Annotated in this window: 12 protein-coding genes and 2 pseudogenes; 6 read left to right on the top strand and 8 right to left on the bottom strand. The window is 61.7% G+C overall.

Annotated features, from left to right (window positions below; translation table 11 throughout):
- Window positions 1–353: 353 nt before the first annotated feature.
- Window positions 354–3,126, top strand: a pseudogene (locus LXM88_RS37360) (beta strand repeat-containing protein); the annotation flags it as partial.
- Window positions 3,127–3,260: 134 nt separating this feature from the next.
- On the opposite strand, the gene LXM88_RS37355 reads toward LXM88_RS37360, so the two are convergent.
- The 3 genes from LXM88_RS37355 to LXM88_RS37345 are packed head-to-tail and all read right to left on the bottom strand — an operon-like array spanning window position 3,261 to window position 5,090.
- Window positions 3,261–4,316, bottom strand: a complete 1,056-nt coding sequence (locus LXM88_RS37355) for a hypothetical protein (RefSeq protein WP_262543937.1) — start codon at window positions 4,314–4,316, stop codon at window positions 3,261–3,263.
- Between the two features lie 9 nt (window positions 4,317–4,325).
- Window positions 4,326–4,658 (bottom strand): hypothetical protein, encoded by a 333-nt coding sequence (locus LXM88_RS37350; protein WP_262543936.1) that lies wholly within the window; start codon window positions 4,656–4,658, stop codon window positions 4,326–4,328.
- Between the two features lie 9 nt (window positions 4,659–4,667).
- The gene (locus LXM88_RS37345) at window positions 4,668–5,090 is read right to left on the bottom strand and encodes a hypothetical protein (protein ID WP_262543935.1); all 423 of its coding nucleotides are present in this window, start codon (window positions 5,088–5,090) and stop codon (window positions 4,668–4,670) included.
- Here LXM88_RS37345 and LXM88_RS37335 point away from each other — a divergent pair.
- Complete coding sequence (locus LXM88_RS37335; RefSeq protein WP_441301343.1) at window positions 5,008–9,732, top strand: beta strand repeat-containing protein; 4,725 nt, start codon at window positions 5,008–5,010, stop codon at window positions 9,730–9,732. The two genes, LXM88_RS37345 and LXM88_RS37335, sit on opposite strands and share 83 nt — an antisense overlap.
- A gap of 2,830 nt (window positions 9,733–12,562) precedes the next feature.
- On the opposite strand, the gene LXM88_RS37155 is transcribed toward LXM88_RS37335, so the two are convergent.
- Window positions 12,563–12,847: a hypothetical protein gene (locus LXM88_RS37155; protein WP_318654699.1), complete on the bottom strand. Its 285-nt coding sequence runs from the start codon at window positions 12,845–12,847 to the stop codon at window positions 12,563–12,565.
- A 34-nt stretch (window positions 12,848–12,881) separates the two neighbouring features.
- On the opposite strand from LXM88_RS37155, the gene LXM88_RS37150 reads away from it, so the two are divergent.
- The 3 genes from LXM88_RS37150 to LXM88_RS34315 are packed head-to-tail and all read left to right on the top strand — an operon-like array spanning window position 12,882 to window position 15,711.
- A complete protein-coding gene (locus LXM88_RS37150) occupies window positions 12,882–13,418 on the top strand; it encodes a YadA family autotransporter adhesin (RefSeq protein WP_318654698.1) in 537 nt (178 codons plus the stop codon).
- A gap of 29 nt (window positions 13,419–13,447) precedes the next feature.
- Entirely contained in the window at window positions 13,448–14,593 is a 1,146-nt protein-coding gene (locus LXM88_RS34320; RefSeq protein ID WP_262543932.1) for a DUF2827 domain-containing protein, read from the top strand.
- On the top strand, window positions 14,587–15,711 hold the full coding sequence (locus LXM88_RS34315; RefSeq protein ID WP_262543931.1) for a DUF2827 domain-containing protein: 1,125 nt from the start codon (window positions 14,587–14,589) through the stop codon (window positions 15,709–15,711). Before LXM88_RS34320 ends, LXM88_RS34315 begins: the two co-directional genes overlap by 7 nt.
- Window positions 15,712–15,914: 203 nt before the next feature.
- Here the strand turns inward: LXM88_RS34315 and LXM88_RS34310 are convergent.
- The 4 genes and pseudogenes from LXM88_RS34310 to LXM88_RS34295 form a co-directional block, all read right to left on the bottom strand.
- Window positions 15,915–16,537, bottom strand: a pseudogene (locus LXM88_RS34310) (LysE family transporter).
- 147 nt (window positions 16,538–16,684) lie between these two features.
- Window positions 16,685–17,317, bottom strand: a complete 633-nt coding sequence (yfcF, locus tag LXM88_RS34305; protein WP_262543930.1) for a glutathione transferase — start codon at window positions 17,315–17,317, stop codon at window positions 16,685–16,687.
- Window positions 17,318–17,749: 432 nt separating this feature from the next.
- Complete coding sequence (locus tag LXM88_RS34300) at window positions 17,750–18,682, bottom strand: alpha/beta fold hydrolase (RefSeq protein ID WP_262543929.1); 933 nt, start codon at window positions 18,680–18,682, stop codon at window positions 17,750–17,752.
- 258 nt (window positions 18,683–18,940) lie between these two features.
- Window positions 18,941–19,681 (bottom strand): hypothetical protein, encoded by a 741-nt coding sequence (locus tag LXM88_RS34295; protein WP_262543928.1) that lies wholly within the window; start codon window positions 19,679–19,681, stop codon window positions 18,941–18,943.
- A gap of 288 nt (window positions 19,682–19,969) precedes the next feature.
- Between LXM88_RS34295 and LXM88_RS34290 the strand changes: the two genes are divergently transcribed.
- Window positions 19,970–20,125, top strand: a complete 156-nt coding sequence (locus LXM88_RS34290; protein ID WP_262543927.1) for a hypothetical protein — start codon at window positions 19,970–19,972, stop codon at window positions 20,123–20,125.
- Window positions 20,126–20,637: the final 512 nt, after the last annotated feature.

The raw sequence follows: 20,637 nt of genomic DNA, 5'->3' as shown, positions 1-20,637 counted from the left end.
ACAACGTCACGGGGGACTCGAATACGGGTAACGGGGCTTATTCGAGCTACAGCGTCACGGGCAGCAACAACACGGGAAGCGGAGCCAATTCCAGCTATGCCGTTACGGGCAGCAACAACACGGCAGTCGGTACGAGCGCTGGTCAGTACGTGAACGGTAACGGAAACGTAGCGTTGGGTGCATCTGCTGGATCGGGAACCAGCGGCAGCCCGCTCAATATCACCAACACCACGGCGATTGGCAACAGCGCGACGGCTACGGGGACAAACTCCGTTGCGCTGGGTTCCAGCAGCACCGACGCAGGCGCGGCCAACGTTGTGAGCGTGGGTAGCAGCTCGCTGCAGCGCAAGATCATTAATGTGTCGAGCGGGAATGTGGCGTCCGGTTCGACGGATGCGGTTAACGGCGGGCAGCTCTTTTCGCTCTCCACGAGCTTGAGTACGACGAACAATAACATGACGAGCCTGTCGACTTCGACCTCGACGGGGATCAGCACGGCGCAGAGCGGCGTGAACTCGCTGTCGACGGGCTTGAGTACGGCGAACAGTAACGTGGCGAGCCTGTCGACTTCGACCTCGACAGGGATCAGTACGGCTCAGAGCGGCGTGAGCTCGCTGTCGACGGGCCTGAGCACGGCGAACAGTAACGTGGCGAGCCTGTCGACTTCGACTGCGACGGGGATCAGCACGGCGCAAAGCGGCGTGAGCTCGCTGTCGACGGGCTTGAGCACGGCGAACGGAAAGGTGACGAGCCTGTCGACTTCGACTTCGACGGGGATCAGCACGGCTCAGAGCGGCGTGAGCTCGTTGTCGACGGGCCTGAGCACAACGAACAGTAACGTGACGAGCCTGTCGACTTCGACCTCGACGGGGATCAGCACGGCGCAAAGCGGCGTGAGCTCGTTGTCGACGGGTCTTAGCACAACGAACAGTAACGTGACGAGCCTGTCGACTTCGACCTCGACAGGGATCAGTACGGCTCAGAGCGGCGTGAGCTCGCTGTCGACGGGTCTGAGCACAACGAACAGTAACGTGACGAGCCTGTCGACTTCGACTTCGACGGGGATCAGCACGGCGCAAAGCGGCGTGAGCTCGTTGTCGACGGGCCTGAACACCACGAACAGTAACGTGACGAGCCTGTCGACTTCGACTTCGACGGGGATCAGCACGGCTCAGAGCGGCGTGAGCTCGTTGTCGACGGGCCTGAGCACAACGAACAGCAACGTGACGAGTCTGTCGACTTCGACCTCGACGGGGATCAGCACGGCTCAGAGCGGCGTGAGCTCGCTGTCGACGGGCCTGAACACCACGAACAGTAACGTGACGAGCCTGTCGACTTCGACTTCGACGGGGATCAGCACGGCGCAAAGCGGCGTGAGTTCGTTGTCGACGGGCCTGAACACCACGAACAGTAACGCGGCGAGCCTGTCGACTTCGAGCTCGACGGGGATCAGTACGGCTCAGAGCGGCGTGAGCTCGCTGTCGACGGGCCTGAACACCACCAACAGCAACGTGACGAGCCTGTCGACGTCGGCTGCGGCCGGCATCAGCACGGCTCAAAGCGGTGTGAGCTCGCTGTCGACAGGTTTGAACACGACCAACAGCACCCTCGGTGCACTGTCGACCCAGGAATCGACCGACGTCGGATCGCTGTCGACCAGCTTGAATACGACCAACGGCAACGTCAGCTCGTTGTCCACGGGCCTGAACGCCACAAACAGCAACGTGACAAGTCTGTCGACGTCGGCTGCGGCCGGCATCAGCACGGCACAAAGCGGCGTGAGCTCGCTGTCGACAGGTCTGAACACGACCAACAGCACCCTCGGTGCGCTGTCGACCCAGGAGTCGACCGATGTGGGCTCGTTGTCGACCACGTGAATGCGACGAACAGCAACGTCAGCTCGTTGTCGACGGGTCTGAGCGCCAGAAACAACAGCAACGTGACAAGTCTGTCGACCTCGGCCGCGGCCGGCATCAGCACGGCGCAAAGCGGCGTGAGCTCGCTGTCGACAGGTCTGAACACCACCAACAGCACCGTCGGTGCGCTGTCGACGCAGGAGTCGACCGATGTCGGATCGTTGTCGACCAGCTTGAATACGACCAACGGCAACATCAGCTCGTTGTCCACGGGCCTGAACACCACGAACAGCAACGTGACGAGCCTGTCGACCTCGGCTGCGGCCGGTATCAGCACGGCACAAAGCGGCGTGAGCTCGCTGTCGACAGGTCTGAACACGACCAACAGCACCCTCGGTGCGCTGTCGACCCAGGAGTCGACCGATGTGGGCTCGTTGTCGACCAGCGTGAATGCGACCAACGGCAACGTCAGCTCGTTGTCGACGGGTCTGAGCGCCACGAACAGCAACGTGACAAGTCTGTCGACGTCGGCTGCGGCCGGCATCAGCACGGCACAAAGCGGCGTGAGCTCGCTGTCGACAGGTCTGAACACGACCAACAGCACCCTCGGTGCGCTGTCGACCCAGGAGTCGACCGATGTGGGCTCGTTGTCGACCAGCGTGAATGCGACGAACAGCAACGTCAGCTCGTTGTCGACGGGTCTGAGCGCCACGAACAGCAACGTGACAAGTCTGTCGACCTCGGCCGCGGCCGGCATCAGCACGGCGCAAAGCGGCGTGAGCTCGCTGTCGACAGGTCTGAACACCACCAACAGCACCGTCGGTGGCTGTCGACCCAGGAGTCGACCGATGTCGGATCGTTGTCGACCAGCTTGAATACGACCAACGGCAACATCAGCTCGTTGTCCACGGGCCTGAACACCACGAACAGCAACGTGACGAGCCTGTCGACCTCGGCTGCGGCCGGTATCAGCACGGCACAAAGCGGCGTGAGCTCGCTGTCGACAGGTCTGAACACGACCAACAGCACCCTCGGTGCGCTGTCGACCCAGGAGTCGACCGATGTGGGCTCGTTGTCGACCAGCGTGAATGCGACCAACGGCAACGTCAGCTCGTTGTCGACGGGTCTGAGCGCCACGAACAGCAACGTGACAAGTCTGTCGACCTCGGCCGCGGCCGGCATCAGCACGGCGCAAAGCGGCGTGAGCTCGCTGTCGACAGGTCTGAACACCACCAACAGCACCGTCGGTGCGCTGTCGACGCAGGAGTCGACCGATGTCGGATCGTTGTCGACCAGCTTGAATACGACCAACGGCAACGTCAGCTCGTTGTCCACGGGCCTGAACACCACGAACAGCAACGTGACGAGCCTGTCGACGTCGGCTGCGGCCGGCATCAGCACGGCTCAAAGCGGTGTGAGCTCGCTGTCGACAGGTTTGAACACGACCAACAGCACCCTCGGTGCACTGTCGACCCAGGAATCGACCGACGTCGGATCGTTGTCGACCAGCTTGAATACGACCAACGGCAACGTCAGCTCGTTGTCCACGGGCCTGAACGCCACAAACAGCAACGTGACAAGTCTGTCGACGTCGGCTGCGGCCGGCATCAGCACGGCACAAAGCGGCGTGAGCTCGCTGTCGACAGGTCTGAACACGACCAACAGCACCCTCGGTGCGCTGTCGACCCAGGAGTCGACCGATGTGGGCTCGTTGTCGACCAGCGTGAATGCGACGAACAGCAACGTCAGCTCGTTGTCGACGGGTCTGAGCGCCACGAACAGCAACGTGACAAGTCTGTCGACCTCGGCCGCGGCCGGCATCAGCACGGCGCAAAGCGGCGTGAGCTCGCTGTCGACAGGTCTGAACACCACCAACAGCACCGTCGGTGCGCTGTCGACGCAGGAGTCGACCGATGTCGGATCGTTGTCGACCAGCTTGAATACGACCAACGGCAACATCAGCTCGTTGTCCACGGGCCTGAACACCACGAACAGCAACGTGACGAGCCTGTCGACCTCGGCTGCGGCCGGTATCAGCACGGCACAAAGCGGCGTGAGCTCGCTGTCGACAGGTCTGAACACGACCAACAGCACCCTCGGTGCGCTGTCGACCCAGGAGTCGACCGATGTGGGCTCGTTGTCGACCAGCGTGAATGCGACCAACGGCAACGTCAGCTCGTTGTCGACGGGTCTGAGCGCCACGAACAGCAACGTGACAAGTCTGTCGACCTCGGCCGCGGCCGGCATCAGCACGGCGCAAAGCGGCGTGAGCTCGCTGTCGACAGGTCTGAACACCACCAACAGCACCGTCGGTGCGCTGTCGACGCAGGAGTCGACCGATGTCGGATCGTTGTCGACCAGCTTGAATACGACCAACGGCAACGTCAGCTCGTTGTCCACGGGCCTGAACACCACGAACAGCAACGTGACGAGCCTGTCGACGTCGGCTGCGGCCGGCATCAGCACGGCTCAAAGCGGTGTGAGCTCGCTGTCGACAGGTTTGAACACGACCAACAGCACCCTCGGTGCACTGTCGACCCAGGAATCGACCGACGTCGGATCGTTGTCGACTAGCGTGAATGCGACGAATAGCAACGTGACAAGTCTGTCGACTTCGGCTGCGGTCGGTATCAGCACGGCGCAAAGCGGCGTGACCTCGCTGTCGACGAGCCTGACCACAACCAACAGCACCCTCGGGGCGCTGTCGACCCAGGAGTCGACCGACGTCGGATCGTTGTCGACCAGCGTGAATACCACCAACAGTAACGTGGCGAGCCTGTCGACCTCGGCGGCGGCCGGCATCAGCACGGCTCAAAGCGGTGTGACCTCCCTGTCGACCAGCCTGACCACGACCAATAGCACCCTCGGTGCACTGTCGACGCAGGAGTCGACCGACGTGGGATCGCTGTCAACCAGCGTGAATACGACGAACAGCAACGTGGCGAGCCTGTCGACCTCGGCTGCGGCCAGTATCAGCACGGCGCAAAGCGGTGTGACCTCCCTGTCGACCAGCCTGACCACGACCAACAGCACCCTCGGTGCACTATCGACCCAGGAGTCGACCGACGTCGGATCGTTGTCGACCAGCTTGAATACGACCAACGGCAACGTCAGCTCGTTGTCGACGGGTCTGAGCGCCACGAACAACAACGTGGCGAGTCTGTCGACTTCGGCTGCCGGCGGCATCAGCACGGCACAAAGCGGCGTGAGCTCGCTGTCGACAGGTCTGAACACGACCAACAGTACCCTCGGTGCACTGTCGACTCAGGAGTCGACCGACGTCGGATCGCTGTCGACCAGCGTGAATGCGACGAACAACAACGTGACAAGTCTGTCGACTTCGGCTGCGGCCGGCATCAGCACGGCTCAAAGCGGCGTGACATCCCTGTCGACAAGCCTGACCACGACCAACAGTACCCTCGGTGCGCTGTCGACACAAGAATCGACCGACGTTGGATCGCTGTCGACGAGCCTGAACACCACCAACAGCACCCTCGGTGCACTATCGACCCAGGAGTCGACCGACGTGGGATCGCTGTCGACCAGCTTGAATACGACCAACGGCAACGTCAGCTCGTTGTCGACGGGCCTGAGCGCCACAAACAGCAACATGACAAGTCTGTCGACGTCGGCTGCGGCCGGCATCAGCACGGCACAAAGCGGCGTGAGCTCGCTGTCGACAGGTCTGAACACGACCAACAGCACCCTCGGCGCGCTGTCGACCCAGGAGTCGACCGATGTGGGCTCGTTGTCGACCAGCGTGAATACCACCAACAGCAACGTGGCGAGTCTGTCGACTTCGGCTGCGGTCGGCATCAGCACGGCGCAAAGCGGCGTGAGCTCCCTATCGACGGGCCTGAACACCACCAACAGCAATGTGGCGAGCCTGTCGACGTCGGCCGCGGCCGGTATCAGCACGGCGCAAAGCGGTGTGACCTCCCTGTCGACAGGTCTGAACACCACCAACAGTACCCTCGGTGCACTGTCGACCCAGGAGTCGACCGATGTGGGCTCGTTGTCGACCAGCTTGAATGCGACCAACGGCAACGTCAGCTCGTTGTCCACTGGCCTGAGCGCCACGAACAGCAACGTGACGAGCCTGTCGACGTCGGCCGCGGCCGGTATCAGCACGGCGCAAAGCGGTGTGAGTTCCCTGTCAACGAGCCTGAACACGACCAACAGCACCCTCGGGGCACTGTCGACTCAGGAGTCGACCGACGTCGGATCGTTGTCGACCAGCGTGAATACGACGAACAGCAACGTGGCAAGCCTGTCGACCTCGGCCGCGGCCGGCATCAGCACGGCACAAAGCGGCGTGACCTCCCTGTCAACGAGCCTGACCACAACCAACAGCACCCTCGGGGCGCTGTCGACCCAGGAGTCGACCGACGTCGGATCGCTGTCGACCAGCGTGAATACCACCAACAGTAACGTGGCGAGCCTGTCGACCTCGGCTGCGATCGGCATCAGCACGGCGCAAAGCGGTGTGACCTCGCTGTCGACGAGCCTAACCACGACCAACAGCACCCTCGGGGCACTGTCGACGCAGGAATCGACCGACGTCGGATCGCTATCAACCAGCGTGAATACCACCAACAGCAACGTGACGAGCCTGTCGACCTCGGCCGCGGTCGGCATCAGCACGGCGCAAAGCGGCGTGAGTTCCCTGTCGACAAGCCTGACCACGACCAACAGCACCCTCGGTGCGCTGTCGACCCAGGAGTCGACCGACGTGGGATCGCTGTCGACCAGCGTGAATGCGACGAACAGCAACGTCAGCTCGTTGTCCACGGGCCTGAACACCGCGAACAGCAACGTGGCAAGCCTGTCGACGTCGGCTGCGGCCGGCATCAGCACGGCACAAAGCGGTGTGACCTCGTTGTCGACGAGCCTGACCACGACCAACAGCACCCTCGGTGCACTATCGACCCAGGAGTCGACCGACGTCGGATCGTTGTCGACCAGCTTGAATACGACCAACGGCAACGTCAGCTCGTTGTCGACGGGTCTGAGCGCCACGAACAACAACGTGGCGAGTCTGTCGACTTCGGCTGCCGCCGGCATCAGCACGGCACAAAGCGGCGTGAGCTCGCTGTCGACAGGTCTGAACACGACCAACAGTACCCTCGGTGCACTGTCGACTCAGGAGTCGACCGACGTCGGATCGCTGTCGACCAGCGTGAATGCGACGAACAACAACGTGACAAGTCTGTCGACTTCGGCTGCGGCCGGCATCAGCACGGCTCAAAGCGGCGTGACATCCCTGTCGACAAGCCTGACCACGACCAACAGTACCCTCGGTGCGCTGTCGACACAAGAATCGACCGACGTTGGATCGCTGTCGACGAGCCTGAACACCACCAACAGCACCCTCGGTGCACTATCGACCCAGGAGTCGACCGACGTGGGATCGCTGTCGACCAGCTTGAATACGACCAACGGCAACGTCAGCTCGTTGTCGACGGGCCTGAGCGCCACAAACAGCAACATGACAAGTCTGTCGACGTCGGCTGCGGCCGGCATCAGCACGGCACAAAGCGGCGTGAGCTCGCTGTCGACAGGTCTGAACACGACCAACAGCACCCTCGGCGCGCTGTCGACCCAGGAGTCGACCGATGTGGGCTCGTTGTCGACCAGCGTGAATACCACCAACAGCAACGTGGCGAGTCTGTCGACTTCGGCTGCGGTCGGCATCAGCACGGCGCAAAGCGGCGTGAGCTCCCTATCGACGGGCCTGAACACCACCAACAGCAATGTGGCGAGCCTGTCGACGTCGGCCGCGGCCGGTATCAGCACGGCGCAAAGCGGTGTGACCTCCCTGTCGACAGGTCTGAACACCACCAACAGTACCCTCGGTGCACTGTCGACCCAGGAGTCGACCGATGTGGGCTCGTTGTCGACCAGCTTGAATGCGACCAACGGCAACGTCAGCTCGTTGTCCACTGGCCTGAGCGCCACGAACAGCAACGTGACGAGCCTGTCGACGTCGGCCGCGGCCGGTATCAGCACGGCGCAAAGCGGTGTGAGTTCCCTGTCAACGAGCCTGAACACGACCAACAGCACCCTCGGGGCACTGTCGACTCAGGAGTCGACCGACGTCGGATCGTTGTCGACCAGCTTGAATGCGACCAACGGCAACGTCAGCTCGTTGTCCACTGGCCTGAGCGCCACGAACAGCAACGTGACGAGCCTGTCGACGTCGGCCGCGGCCGGTATCAGCACGGCGCAAAGCGGTGTGACCTCCCTGTCGACAGGTCTGAACACCACCAACAGTACCCTCGGTGCACTGTCGACCCAGGAGTCGACCGATGTGGGCTCGTTGTCGACCAGCTTGAATGCGACCAACGGCAACGTCAGCTCGTTGTCCACTGGCCTGAGCGCCACGAACAGCAACGTGGCGAGCCTGTCGACCTCGGCGGCGGCCGGCATCAGCACGGCACAAAGCGGAGTGACCTCCCTGTCGACGAGCCTGACCGCGACCAACAGCACCCTCGGTGCGCTGTCGACGCAGGAATCGACCGACGTGGGCTCGTTGTCGACCAGCGTGAATACCACCAACAGCAACGTGGCGAGCCTGTCGACCTCGGCTGCGATCGGCATCAGCACGGCGCAAAGCGGTGTGACCTCGCTGTCGACGAGCCTAACCACGACCAACAGTACCCTCAGTGCACTGTCGACTCAGGAGTCGACCGACGTCGGATCGCTGTCGACCAGCGTGAATACCACGAACAGCAACGTGGCGAGCCTGTCGACCTCGGCTGCGGCCGGCATCAGCACGGCACAAAGCGGTGTGACCTCGCTGTCGACGAGCCTAACCACGACCAACAGCACCCTCGGGGCGCTGTCGACCCAGGAGTCGACCGACGTCGGATCGCTGTCGACCAGCGTGAATACCACCAACAGCAACGTGGCGAGCCTGTCGACCTCGGCTGCGATCGGCATCAGCACGGCACAAAGCGGAGTGACCTCCCTGTCGACGAGCCTGAACACCACCAACAGCACCCTCGGTGCACTATCGACCCAGGAGTCGACCGACGTCGGATCGCTGTCGACCAGCGTGAATACGACGAACAGCAACGTGGCAAGCCTGTCGACCTCGGCTGCGGCCGGTATCAGCACGGCGCAAAGCGGCGTGAGCTCCCTGTCGACGAGCCTAACCACGACCAACAGCACCCTCGGGGCACTGTCGACGCAGGAATCGACCGACGTCGGATCGCTATCAACCAGCGTGAATACCACCAACAGCAACGTGACGAGCCTGTCGACCTCGGCCGCGGTCGGCATCAGCACGGCGCAAAGCGGCGTGAGTTCCCTGTCGACAAGCCTGACCACGACCAACAGTACCCTCAGTGCACTGTCGACTCAGGAGTCGACCGACGTCGGATCGCTGTCGACCAGCGTGAATGCGACCAACGACAACGTCAGCTCGTTGTCCACGGGCCTGAACACCACGAACAGCAACGTGGCAAGCCTGTCGACGTCGGCTGCGGCCGGCATCAGCACGGCACAAAGCGGCGTGACCTCCCTGTCAACGAGCCTGACCACGACCAACAGCACCCTCGGGGCACTGTCGACGCAGGAATCGACCGACGTCGGATCGTTGTCGACCAGCGTGAATACCACCAACAGCAACGTGACAAGTCTGTCGACCTCGGCTGCGGCCGGTATCAGCACGGCGCAAAGCGGCGTGAGTTCCCTGTCAACGAGCCTGAACACGACCAACAGCACCCTCGGGGCACTGTCGACTCAGGAGTCGACCGACGTCGGATCGTTGTCGACCAGCGTGAATACGACGAACAGCAACGTGGCAAGCCTGTCGACCTCGGCCGCGGGGCATCAGAACGGCACAAAGCGGCGTGATTGTCAACGAGCCTGACCACAACCAACAGCACCCTCGGGGCGCTGTCGACCCAGGAGTCGACCGACGTCGGATCGCTGTCGACCAGCGTGAATACCACCAACAGTAACGTGGCGAGCCTGTCGACCTCGGCGGCGGCCGGCATCAGCACGGCACAAAGCGGTGTGACCTCCCTGTCGACGAGCCTGACCGCGACCAACAGCACCCTCGGTGCGCTGTCGACGCAGGAATCGACCGACGTGGGCTCGTTGTCGACCAGCGTGAATACCACCAACAGCAACGTGGCGAGCCTGTCGACCTCGGCTGCGATCGGCATCAGCACGGCGCAAAGCGGTGTGACCTCGCTGTCGACGAGCCTAACCACGACCAACAGCACCCTCGGGGCACTGTCGACGCAGGAATCGACCGACGTCGGATCGCTATCGACCAGCGTGAATACCACCAACAGCAACGTGGCGAGCCTGTCGACCTCGGCTGCGGCCGGCATCAGCACGGCACAAAGCGGCGTGACCTCCCTGTCAACGAGCCTGACCACGACCAACAGCACCCTCGGTGCGCTGTCGACCCAGGAGTCGACCGACGTGGGATCGCTGTCGACCAGCGTGAATGCGACGAACAGCAACGTCAGCTCGTTGTCCACGGGCCTGAACACCGCGAACAGCAACGTGGCAAGCCTGTCGACGTCGGCTGCGGCCGGCATCAGCACGGCACAAAGCGGTGTGACCTCGTTGTCGACGAGCCTGACCACAACCAACAGCACCCTCGGTGCACTATCGACCCAGGAGTCGACCGACGTCGGATCGCTGTCGACCAGCGTGAATGCGACGAACAGCAACGTGGCAAGCCTGTCGACCTCGGCTGCGATCGGCATCAGCACGGCGCAAAGCGGCGTGACCTCCCTGTCAACGAGCCTGACCACGACCAACAGCACCCTCGGTGCACTGTCGACGCAGGAATCGACCGACGTGGGCTCGTTGTCGACCAGCGTGAATACCACGAACAGCAACGTGGCGAGCCTATCGACCTCGGCCGCGGCCGGCATCAGCACGGCACAAAGCGGCGTGACCTCCCTGTCGACGGGCCTGGCCACGACCAACAGCACCCTCGGTGCACTGTCGACGCAGGAGTCGACCGACGTCGGATCGTTGTCGACCAGCGTGAATACCACCAACAGCAACGTGGCAAGCCTGTCGACTTCGGCCGCGGCCGGCATCAGCACGGCACAAAGCGGCGTGACCTCCCTGTCGACGAGCCTGACCGCGACCAACAGCACCCTCGGTGCGCTGTCGACGCAGGAATCGACCGACGTGGGCTCGTTGTCGACCAGCGTGAATACCACCAACAGCAACGTGGCGAGCCTGTCGACCTCGGCTGCGATCGGCATCAGCACGGCGCAAAGCGGTGTGAGCTCCCTGTCGACGAGCCTAACCACGACCAACAGCACCCTCGGGGCACTGTCGACCCAGGAATCGACCGACGTGGGCTCGTTGTCGACCAGCGTGAATACCACGAACAGCAACGTGGCAAGCCTGTCGACCTCGGCCGCGGCCGGCATCAGCACGGCACAAAGCGGCGTGACCTCCCTGTCAACGAGCCTGACCACGACCAACAGCACCCTCGGTGCACTGTCGACGCAGGAGTCGACCGACGTCGGATCGTTGTCGACCAGCGTGAATACCACCAACAGCAACGTGGCAAGCCTGTCGACTTCGGCCGCGGCCGGCATCAGCACGGCACAAAGCGGCGTGACCTCCCTGTCGACGGGCCTGAACACCACCAACAGCAACGTGGCGAGCCTGTCGACCTCGGCCGCGGCTGGTATCAGCACGGCACAAAGCGGCGTGACCTCCCTGTCAACAGGTCTAAACACGACAAACAGCAACGTGGCGAGCCTGTCGACTTCGGCCGCGGCCGGTATCAGCACGGCGCAAAGCGGCGTGACCTCCTTGTCGACAGGTCTAAACACGACAAACAGCAACGTGGCGAGCCTGTCGACTTCGGCCGCGGCCGGTATCAGCACGGCGCAAAGCGGCGTGACCTCCCTGTCGACGGGCCTCAACACCACCAACAGCAAAGTGGCAAGCCTGTCGACCTCGACCGCGGCCGGCATCAGCACGGCGCAAAGCGGCGTGACCTCCCTGTCGACGAGCCTGACCGCGACCAACAGCAACGTATCAAGCCTGTCGACTTCGGCCGCGGCCGGTATCAGCACGGCGCAAAGCGGTGTGACCTCGCTGTCGACAGGTCTGAACACGACCAACAGCAAAGTGGCAAGCCTGTCGACCTCGACTGCGGCCGGCATCAGCACGGCGCAAAGCGGCGTGGCCTCCCTGTCGACGGGCCTGAACACCACCAACAGCAATGTGGCGAGCCTGTCGACGACGGCCGCGGCCGGCATCAGCACGGCGCAAAGCGGTGTGACCTCGCTGTCGACAGGTCTGAACACGACCAACAGCAAAGTGGCGAGCCTGTCGACCTCGACCGCGGCCGGCATCAGCACGGCGCAAAGCGGCGTAAGCTCGCTGTCGACTGGCCTGAACACGACGAACAGCACGGTCGGCTCGCTTTCCACGAGCTTGAACACGACGACCGGCAGGGTCAACTCGCTATCAACGAGTCTGAACACGACCAACAACAACGTATCGAGCCTGTCGACATCGGCATCGACCGGAATCAGCGCGGCGGCGAACGGCGTGACTTCACTCTCCACGAGCCTGAACACGACGAACAGCAATCTGGCGTCGTTGTCGACCTCGTATTCCGGCTCGATTGCCTCCTGGCTCAACAAACTGAACGCGGTCAACAACAGCCTGTCGACGTTGAGCCTTTCCACATCGACCAGCGTGGTTCAGCTCTTCACCGGCGTTGCGTCTCTCTCGACCGGCTTGAACACAACAAACGGCAAGGTGGCGGCGTTGAGTACCACGGTGACATCGCTGTCGACGGGGCTGGCCTCTCTGTCCACGCAGATAAACTCCCAGGGGTCTGGCAAAGGCGCGGTGCAAAGCACGAGTACGTCTACTGCTACCGCGCTCTCGACATCGACCTCGACAAGTGCCAGTACCGCGCAAAGCACCTCATCGACAGGGACGGCTTCGCTGTCTACCAGTTCGACCTCGCTCTCGACCAGCACGAAGGCAGTCGTTGCCGCGCAAGCAGTTCAGGGCATGTCGGCAAACCCGGTCGCGACAGGCGCCGCAGCACAGGTCGTCAACAGCTCCGCCACGGCAGCGGGCACCAACGCGCTCGCCTCGGGGACGAACTCGGTTGCGCTCGGCGCGGGAGCGGTAGCAACAGCGGAGAATTCGGTCGCGCTAGGCGCGAGCTCAATCGCAAACGAAGCGAACACGGTGTCGGTGGGCTCGCCTGGCAACGAGCGCAGGATTACGAATGTGGCGCCCGGGATGAACCCGACGGACGCGGTCAACATGTCGCAATTGGGAGCCGTGCAGTCGAACGTGAATCAGGTGGCAAGGATGGCCTATTCCGGAATTGCCAGTGCCGCCGCGCTGACGATGATTCCTGAAGTTGATCCCGGGAAGACGCTCTCGTTCGGCATAGGTACCGCCGGCTACCAGGGATATCAGGCGGTGGCCCTTGGTTTTACCGCTCGAATCACGAACAACCTGAAGGTCAAGGGAGGGGTGGCGATCAACGGTGCGGGCGGCAATACGTACGGTGCTGGCGCAGCCTACCAGTGGTAAGCCACGCATACGCACTCGGGTGAACAATCATGCGAATCGGAATTTCGGTTTTCACGCATGCCGGCCAGAACGTCTGGGAAAACGGCCTGGGCCAGAACGTGTTCTATCTGGCCCGCTTGTTGCGCACGTTGCCGTTTGTCGAAGAAGTGTTGCTGCTCAATTGTGGCGATCAGTCACACCTGCCCGATGACGTCGAGCCGGACGGTGCCGGCTTTCGGCTGATTGCGCCGCAAGACACAACCGACTTGATCGACGTGGCGATCGAAATGGCGGGCGGGCTCGACGTCAATTGGCTCGACCAATTGCGCTCGAAGGGAAAGAAGGTGGTCTACCACTGCTGCGGACAGCCCTATGCAGCCCTGATCGAGCCAACGATCTTCGGCAAGGAGGGCTATTCCTCCCGTTTTGAGCGCTGCGATGAAATCTGGACCTTGCCGAGAGACCGGTGCTTTCACCCAATGCTCGAATCCCTTTACCGATGCCCGGTGTACGACGTGCCCTATTTGTGGGAACCGGCATTTCTCGAGCGGCGCGCCACATTGCTGCGCAGGGACCATGCTGTCGAATTCGGATATCGTCCCCAACCTCGCAAGGAATATACGTTTCGCGCACTCAGGGCTGCGGTATTGGAGCCGAATATCTCCGTCACCAAGACATGCAGTATTCCAATGCTGATCTGCGATGCAGCTTTTCGCGCGAACGAGGATGCCATTGCCGAACTGCATCTGCTCAACACGATTCAGATGAAAGATCATCCGACGTTCGTGCATCTTGCCAACTCCCTGGACCTGACGAAGCGCCGGAAAGTCCGCTTCGAGCAACGGCATGATTTCGCCGGCTACATGAGCCAGTTCGGCGACGCCGTTGTCACGCATCAGTGGCAACAAGATCAGAATACGCTCTATCTGGATGCACTTTACGGCGGATACCCGTTGATCCATAACTCGAAGTGGCTGGGGTCGGCAGGGTACTACTATCCGGATGCGGACATACCGAGCGGCGCATGTCGGCTCATTGAAGCTTCCCGAAACCACGATGAGAATTTCGATTCCTATCGGCGCTCCGCAAGCGAGTTTCTGGCCGCGCTGAGCCCGCTTCACACGATGAATCAGACTGCGTATTCGCGCAGCTTGTTGCGGTTGACATCCGTACGAGATCGGAGGGCGGCATGTTGAATGGTTGGGGGCTCAAGGTAGGGGTGACGCTCTTCGTGCGTTCAGGTCAGCAATCCATGTGGGAAAACGGGATCTTTCAGAACTGTTTCTTCCTGGCCATGCTGCTCGCGAAATCGCCGCTCGTCGAGGCAGTATTCCTGGTCAACGGTGGCGATGGTCGTGCCGAGGATGCACAAGAATTTCTGGCTGATGCGCCGGCGCAGGTGATCGATCTGCAAACGGCGCGCTCGCAGCTTGATGTGATCATCGAGCTGAGCGCGCAGCTCGACCCGCAGTGGGCGCGAGACTTCCGGTCGCGCGGCGGGCGTGTCATCGGCATGCGCGTGGCCAACGATTACGCAATCGATGTCGAGCGCATGATCTTCAATCGCCCTCATGGCATGCTTGTTTCCGGTACCGGATACGACATGATCTGGACATTGCCTGCCTTTGAAAGAACGTGCTCTGCCTATTACGAAGCAGCATTGCGTGCCCCGGTGCGAACGATGCAGCATATCTGGAGTCCGGTGCTCCTCGAACGCGCAGTCGGCCGGAGTGCGCCGACGCAGCCGTTCGGCTATACCCCCGGCCGCTCGCGCTGGCGCCTCGCCATCCTTGAACCCAATCTATGCATGGTGAAGACCAGCCACGTTTCGATGCTGCTTGCGGATGTCGCATATCGTCAGTCGCCCGACATCATCGAGGTGCTGCGTGTATATAACTCGTTTCACCTGAAGAGCGACCCGCTGTTTGTCGGATTCGCGACGAGCCTCGACCTCGTGCGGCACGGGCTTGCTTCATTCGAGGCGCGCTTTCCCACGTATGAAATCATGGCGTTGCAGGCTGACGCGATCATTTCTCACCATTGGGAGAATGGACAGAATTACCTGTACTACGAGGCGCTGTATGGCGGGTACCCGCTTATCCACAACTCGACGCTGCTTGGGGACAGTGGATACCGGTATACGGACTTCGACCCTCAGGACGGCGCTTTGGCGCTACGCCAGGCGTTTGCAGAGCACGATGGGCGGCTCGACGACTACCGGTGTGCCGCGCGTGGTTTCTTGAAGACGCTTGATCCGCATGCAGAGCGCAATGTCGAGCAATACAGCGCGGCGATCGCAGAACTCTATCAGTGATCAAACCTTCAGTTTTTGCTCGAGACGGACGATTTATCGGCCGCGCAGCGCACTGCGCGAAGCCGGCAAGGCACTCGGCGTGGATCCAGCGATCGTCGATCGCGTTGCCAAGCAACACCGATGGTTCGACTCGCGCCAGGCCTGCTGCGGCGCGTCGTCGAGGCCGGCCTCGCCCACAAAAATGCGGACAGGTTCTCGCTGCGTTACCGGTCCAGCGCCAGCTTCGCGCCAAGTCCCAACAGGATCGTCCCCATCACCGCGTCGATCGGCTTGCGCAGTTTCGCGTAGCCGATCTGCACGCGGTTCGTCGAGAACAGCACGGCGACCGTGCAGAACCACGTCAGCGAGACAGCGACGACAACGGCCAGCGTCGCGCCATGCACCCATGCCGGCGCATGCGCGGGCAGCAGCGTGACGAACAGACTGCCGAAAAACGCCGCAGCCTTCGGATTCGTCAAGCCGACCAGCAACCCTTTCCGATATGCGTGCACGCCACCACGGACAACCGGCTGGCTCGCGGATTCGGCCGGTTGCGCGGACTGGCGCAGGCTCGATAGCGTCTTGATGCCGAGGTAAATCAGGTACGCGGCACCGGCGATGCGGATCGCCTCGTACAGCCACGCGAGCTTCGCGACGATCAGCCCGAGCCCGAAAATCGCCATCGCCGCCCAGGCTGCATGCGACGACGCGATGCCCAATGCAGCAAGCAGACCCGCACGGCGATTGCCGAGCGCATGGGACGAAACAGCGATCAGGTCGGGGCCGGGGCTGACGCAGCCAGCAACATCACGCCGCCGACTGCGGCGAGTTGGGGAAGATAGCTCATGGCGATTCGGTTGGATTCAAGGTGAAGGACGAAAGGCGATCTAATCTGACATGCCGATTTTCCGTGGATGCGGGACGGCAGGAAGTACGACGTGCAGGCATATCGCGCAAGCTTTCGAGCTGCTGACACGCCCCTAGCAACTTCGAATTACAGCGGCGGCCGCTTCAGCTTCACCCAGCGCTGCACCGACGGCCGCTCCCACTGCGCACGCGCATAGTCGGCGAGGCGTTGCGGCACCGGATCGTCATTCAGCACCAGGCGGTTCAGCATCACCGCCAGATCGAGATCGGCAATGCTCCACTCGCCGAACAGGTTCGCCGCGCCCGGCGCGAGCAATTTGTCGGCGGCCGCGAACAGCTTCTGCGCGGCAGCCTGCGCCAGATTCGACAGCGGCTCGCTCGTCGGGCCGTAGAACAGCACTTCGGTCGACCGCTCCGTGCGGATCGGCATCAGGTCGCTGCGCAGCCACGCCTGCACTTGTCGCGCACGTGCACGCTGGCGCGAATCGACCGGATAGAGCCGCGTGCCCGGGAATGTCTCGTCGAGATACTCGGTAATCGCCGACGATTCCGACAGCGCGAAATCGTCGTGCACGAGCGTCGGCACGCGTTGCGTCAGCGACGTCGCCGCATAGTCTGGCGCGAAATGCGCGCGGTTGCCGAGATCGACGGTGACCAGTTCGTATGGCAGTGCTTTTTCCTCGAGGGCGACGAAAACCGACATCGCGTAAGGGCTCGCGTATTGCGTATCCGCGTAGAGACGGAGATTACCGGTTTGCACTGCAGGCTCCTTGTGAGTGCGGAGGTCGGCGGCTACGGGGCGGGTGCGCCGACGGGCTCCGGGTGGGTCAATGCGGTGTGTGCGACAGATTAGCAGTGGCGGGAAAGGCGGTGCTAGTGGTTTCGTGTGCGTTGTGGCCGTTTGGTCATACTGCGCGTAAGTCGACACCTGATCTCTCAGTCAGTGTCAGATCAGATCCGAGCTCGATTGGCCGTCGCTTCATCGAGGGCCGTGATCGGCCCTTCCGAGACATTCGGCTGCTTCGAGGCGAGCGGCCGGTTCGGCCGGCGGATTCAACCGGCCGTTTGCACAGGCTTGCGTCGACGTCCGAGACGGGCCGGGTCGCGCCGATCGGTGAGCAGATGTCATTTGAACACCCCATCGGTGCCCTCGCGGAATCCGGCCGTTGCGCGCTCCTACGCGAACGACAACTCAATGCGCATCGATGAACGCCAACACCGCAGCGTTAAACGCGGTTGGATTGATCCGCGGCATGGAGTGACTGGAGTTCATGATGCGCACCTGCTCTGCATGCTTCAGGCAGGGCAGGAGGTTGGCCTGGACCTGACTCATCGAGGGTGTGATCTTCTCGGAACGCAGCAGCAGAACCGGTGCTTCGATGTGCTGGGCGTCCTCACAGGTGTACGGCGCCCAGTGGTTGCCTTCGTTGTCGGGGGCAATGAAAGTCCACGCATTGTCCCGGTACCACTGCCTGGCGCTCTCCGACATGGCATCCCAGGCGCCTGGGCCGTTGACGAATGTCGCAAAGGCGATCAGGCCGGCATCCTTGTCGCCCTGCTTGAATTTCTCGGCCATCTCGCGGTACAGCGCCCGCCGCTCTTCGCCGGCAGAAGAAGTCGAACTCGCAGGCATAAAGGCGCGCATGCCCGACGCGGGCTCGCTCAGCGAGAGACTACGGACCAGCTCAGGCGCGGCCTTGGCGACATACAGTGCCAGGGTGCCACCGCGCGAATGGCCGACCAAATGCACCGGTCCGGCCTTGAGTTGACGGATGAACGTGACCAGATCATCGGCGTGCTGCTCCAGGCTGAACTCACCCTCACCGTTCCAAGGCTCCGGATAGAAATGCCGTAGGCTGACGGAGATAACCCGGTACTTCTGGGCAAACGGGCCCATCTGGGCGCCAAAGAAGCGGTAGTCGGATCCTGCTCCTGGGATCAGCACCACCGGGACGCCGGAGCCCTGCTCTATGTAGGCCATGTCGTAGCCATTCACAGGCATCGATTTCACGCCGGGTGGGAGGCCCCAGGTACGTGCGGTGGGCGCCGTAGCCGAGGCGGTTGGCAGTGGAGACCGGCAAGCGGCCAGGCATAGAAACATCAAGGCCAGCAGCGTTGTTCTCATGAGACTCCTCCGTTTTGCTATGACGTGGAGGCCCCGTCTGTGTGACGGACACCCTAGCCAAGCATAGGCGACGGCCAGCGACCTGAATGCACCAAGAATGGCCTGTGAGCGATCGGCAGGCTAATGGGGGTCCGCGGTCTGGGCGAAGGGGACGCCTGAATGTCGGGATGAAGGTGTCGGCGAACGTCTCTTCATGGCCGGCAGGCGACGGCGAGATCGATGCAGCCGACCAGGTGGGATCGTGAATAGTCCTGGCGATTAGTCAGCTCGGTGCCACCGACCTGACTTGTCACACACGCTGACTCTTTCATCATTCAGCCGGACTTGCTCCTCATTTACCTTCAGCGAGGTCGAAAGATCAATGTCAAAGGCGACATTGAGCGCCTGCCTGACATGGATAGCCTCAACGGGAAGCTCCCAGGTCAGGAATAGCTGAGTGCAATCCTGGTCGGGCGGGAAGTCGTCCACATCAAAACCGCTGCTGCCGCGCCGAATGACGCCATGAGGCTGGCAGGTATCGAATATCAGAACCGAACCCCGGGTCAGGGGGATTCGAAGACCCAAAGACGGAAAGTGTACGTCCTGACCCTTATCCTCGCTCAGGAAGAGATTGCAGAAGGCCGCGCCGCCATACTGCTCTCCGTCGTGGTGATACCTCGCGCCGCGGCAAGCCATGAGAGCGACGTCACTGGAGGCAAGTACTCCGGGCAGTCCGAGCTTGCTTGCCCAATCAGCCACTGCCTGCACGCAGTGCGAGTAGTCCGGCCAGCGCGCTCGTGCTCGTGCCAGAGGTAACGCCTCAACATCCCCAGGTTCCAGGGTCATGCGGGACGAAATCTCCCTAGCCCAATCCGCGAGCAGACGCGCCGGCGGCTCTGGCACGTCGACCGTGCCCGACAGCACGATGTCACTAACGCGCCGACTGCGGATGGCGTCGCCGCTCCAGAAATAGGAGGTGAGGACGTTTTGGGGCTGGGGTTGCAGGGAAGGGTCGCTCATTTGTCGCAGTGTAAAGCGGCTACCTTGGTCGCCGTGCCATCTCGCGCCAGCGAATGGCGCTTCCCGGACCCGGAGCGGACCGTCAATGTACTCCGGTGTAAATGGCAGGTTCTAAGTTGGAACGGACGTTCAAACATCCAAACTGAGTGAGGATAAGCAACTTGGTATTTTCATTCAGTTATAACATCGGGTTAACACCTCTTTATGGGCGGCGTTGAACATCCTAGGCTCGTTGTAGCCATTCAAACAGTATTTCGCATCTAAACTACTGGTCAACGGGGTACACAAATGGTTACCAAGAAAGAAACAATAAAGCCACCGACATCGAAAGAATTGAAAGACGCGGGCAAACAGTTGCCGAAAGGACACTCCTCTGCCGGTCGCACTATGGCAGACAAGTCGGTCGCGGTGAAACAAGGCGTTGCAAGTCCAAAGAAGAAATGAAATTACAGACAATGCAGCGGAAAACAGTGGTACGGCGGCGCGAATTCATGGATAACAAAATCAGTTTCAAATAAATCGTCTCCACGCATCGTAAAACGGGGTGGCATATGGCGCTTTACAAATACTCCAATCACTTGCAACAAAACCAGCACGGAAATTTCGACACTCTCCGCGATCCAGGCACACAAGCTCCGGACGCAGGTATCTACAGGTGTAATGCTTGCGGGCACGAGATAGGGATAGCAAAGGATCATATACTCCCGCCTCAGAATCATCACACCCATGCTGCCAATCAGGGGCCTATCCGCTGGAAGCTACTAGTGGCGACGGGAAACTAGCATTCAACGCGCGACAGTGTCATATTTGTCTCCTTGATCGTCACACAAGTTCAAACCAATCCCGCATCCTGACTAAGCACGGTCGGAGGAGAGGATTTCTGGAAATGGCCCAATGTCCGCAGAGGATGACAAAGCAACGCTCGTACGTGGAACTCGAACGGCCGTTTGCGGGTA

Origin of the sequence: Burkholderia sp. S-53 (genome assembly GCF_025560745.1) — a bacterium.
Taxonomy (GTDB): Bacteria; Pseudomonadota; Gammaproteobacteria; order Burkholderiales; family Burkholderiaceae; genus Burkholderia; species Burkholderia pyrrocinia.
The sequence above is the reverse complement of the archived record's forward strand: the minus strand, read 5'-3'. Positions and strand labels throughout refer to the sequence as shown.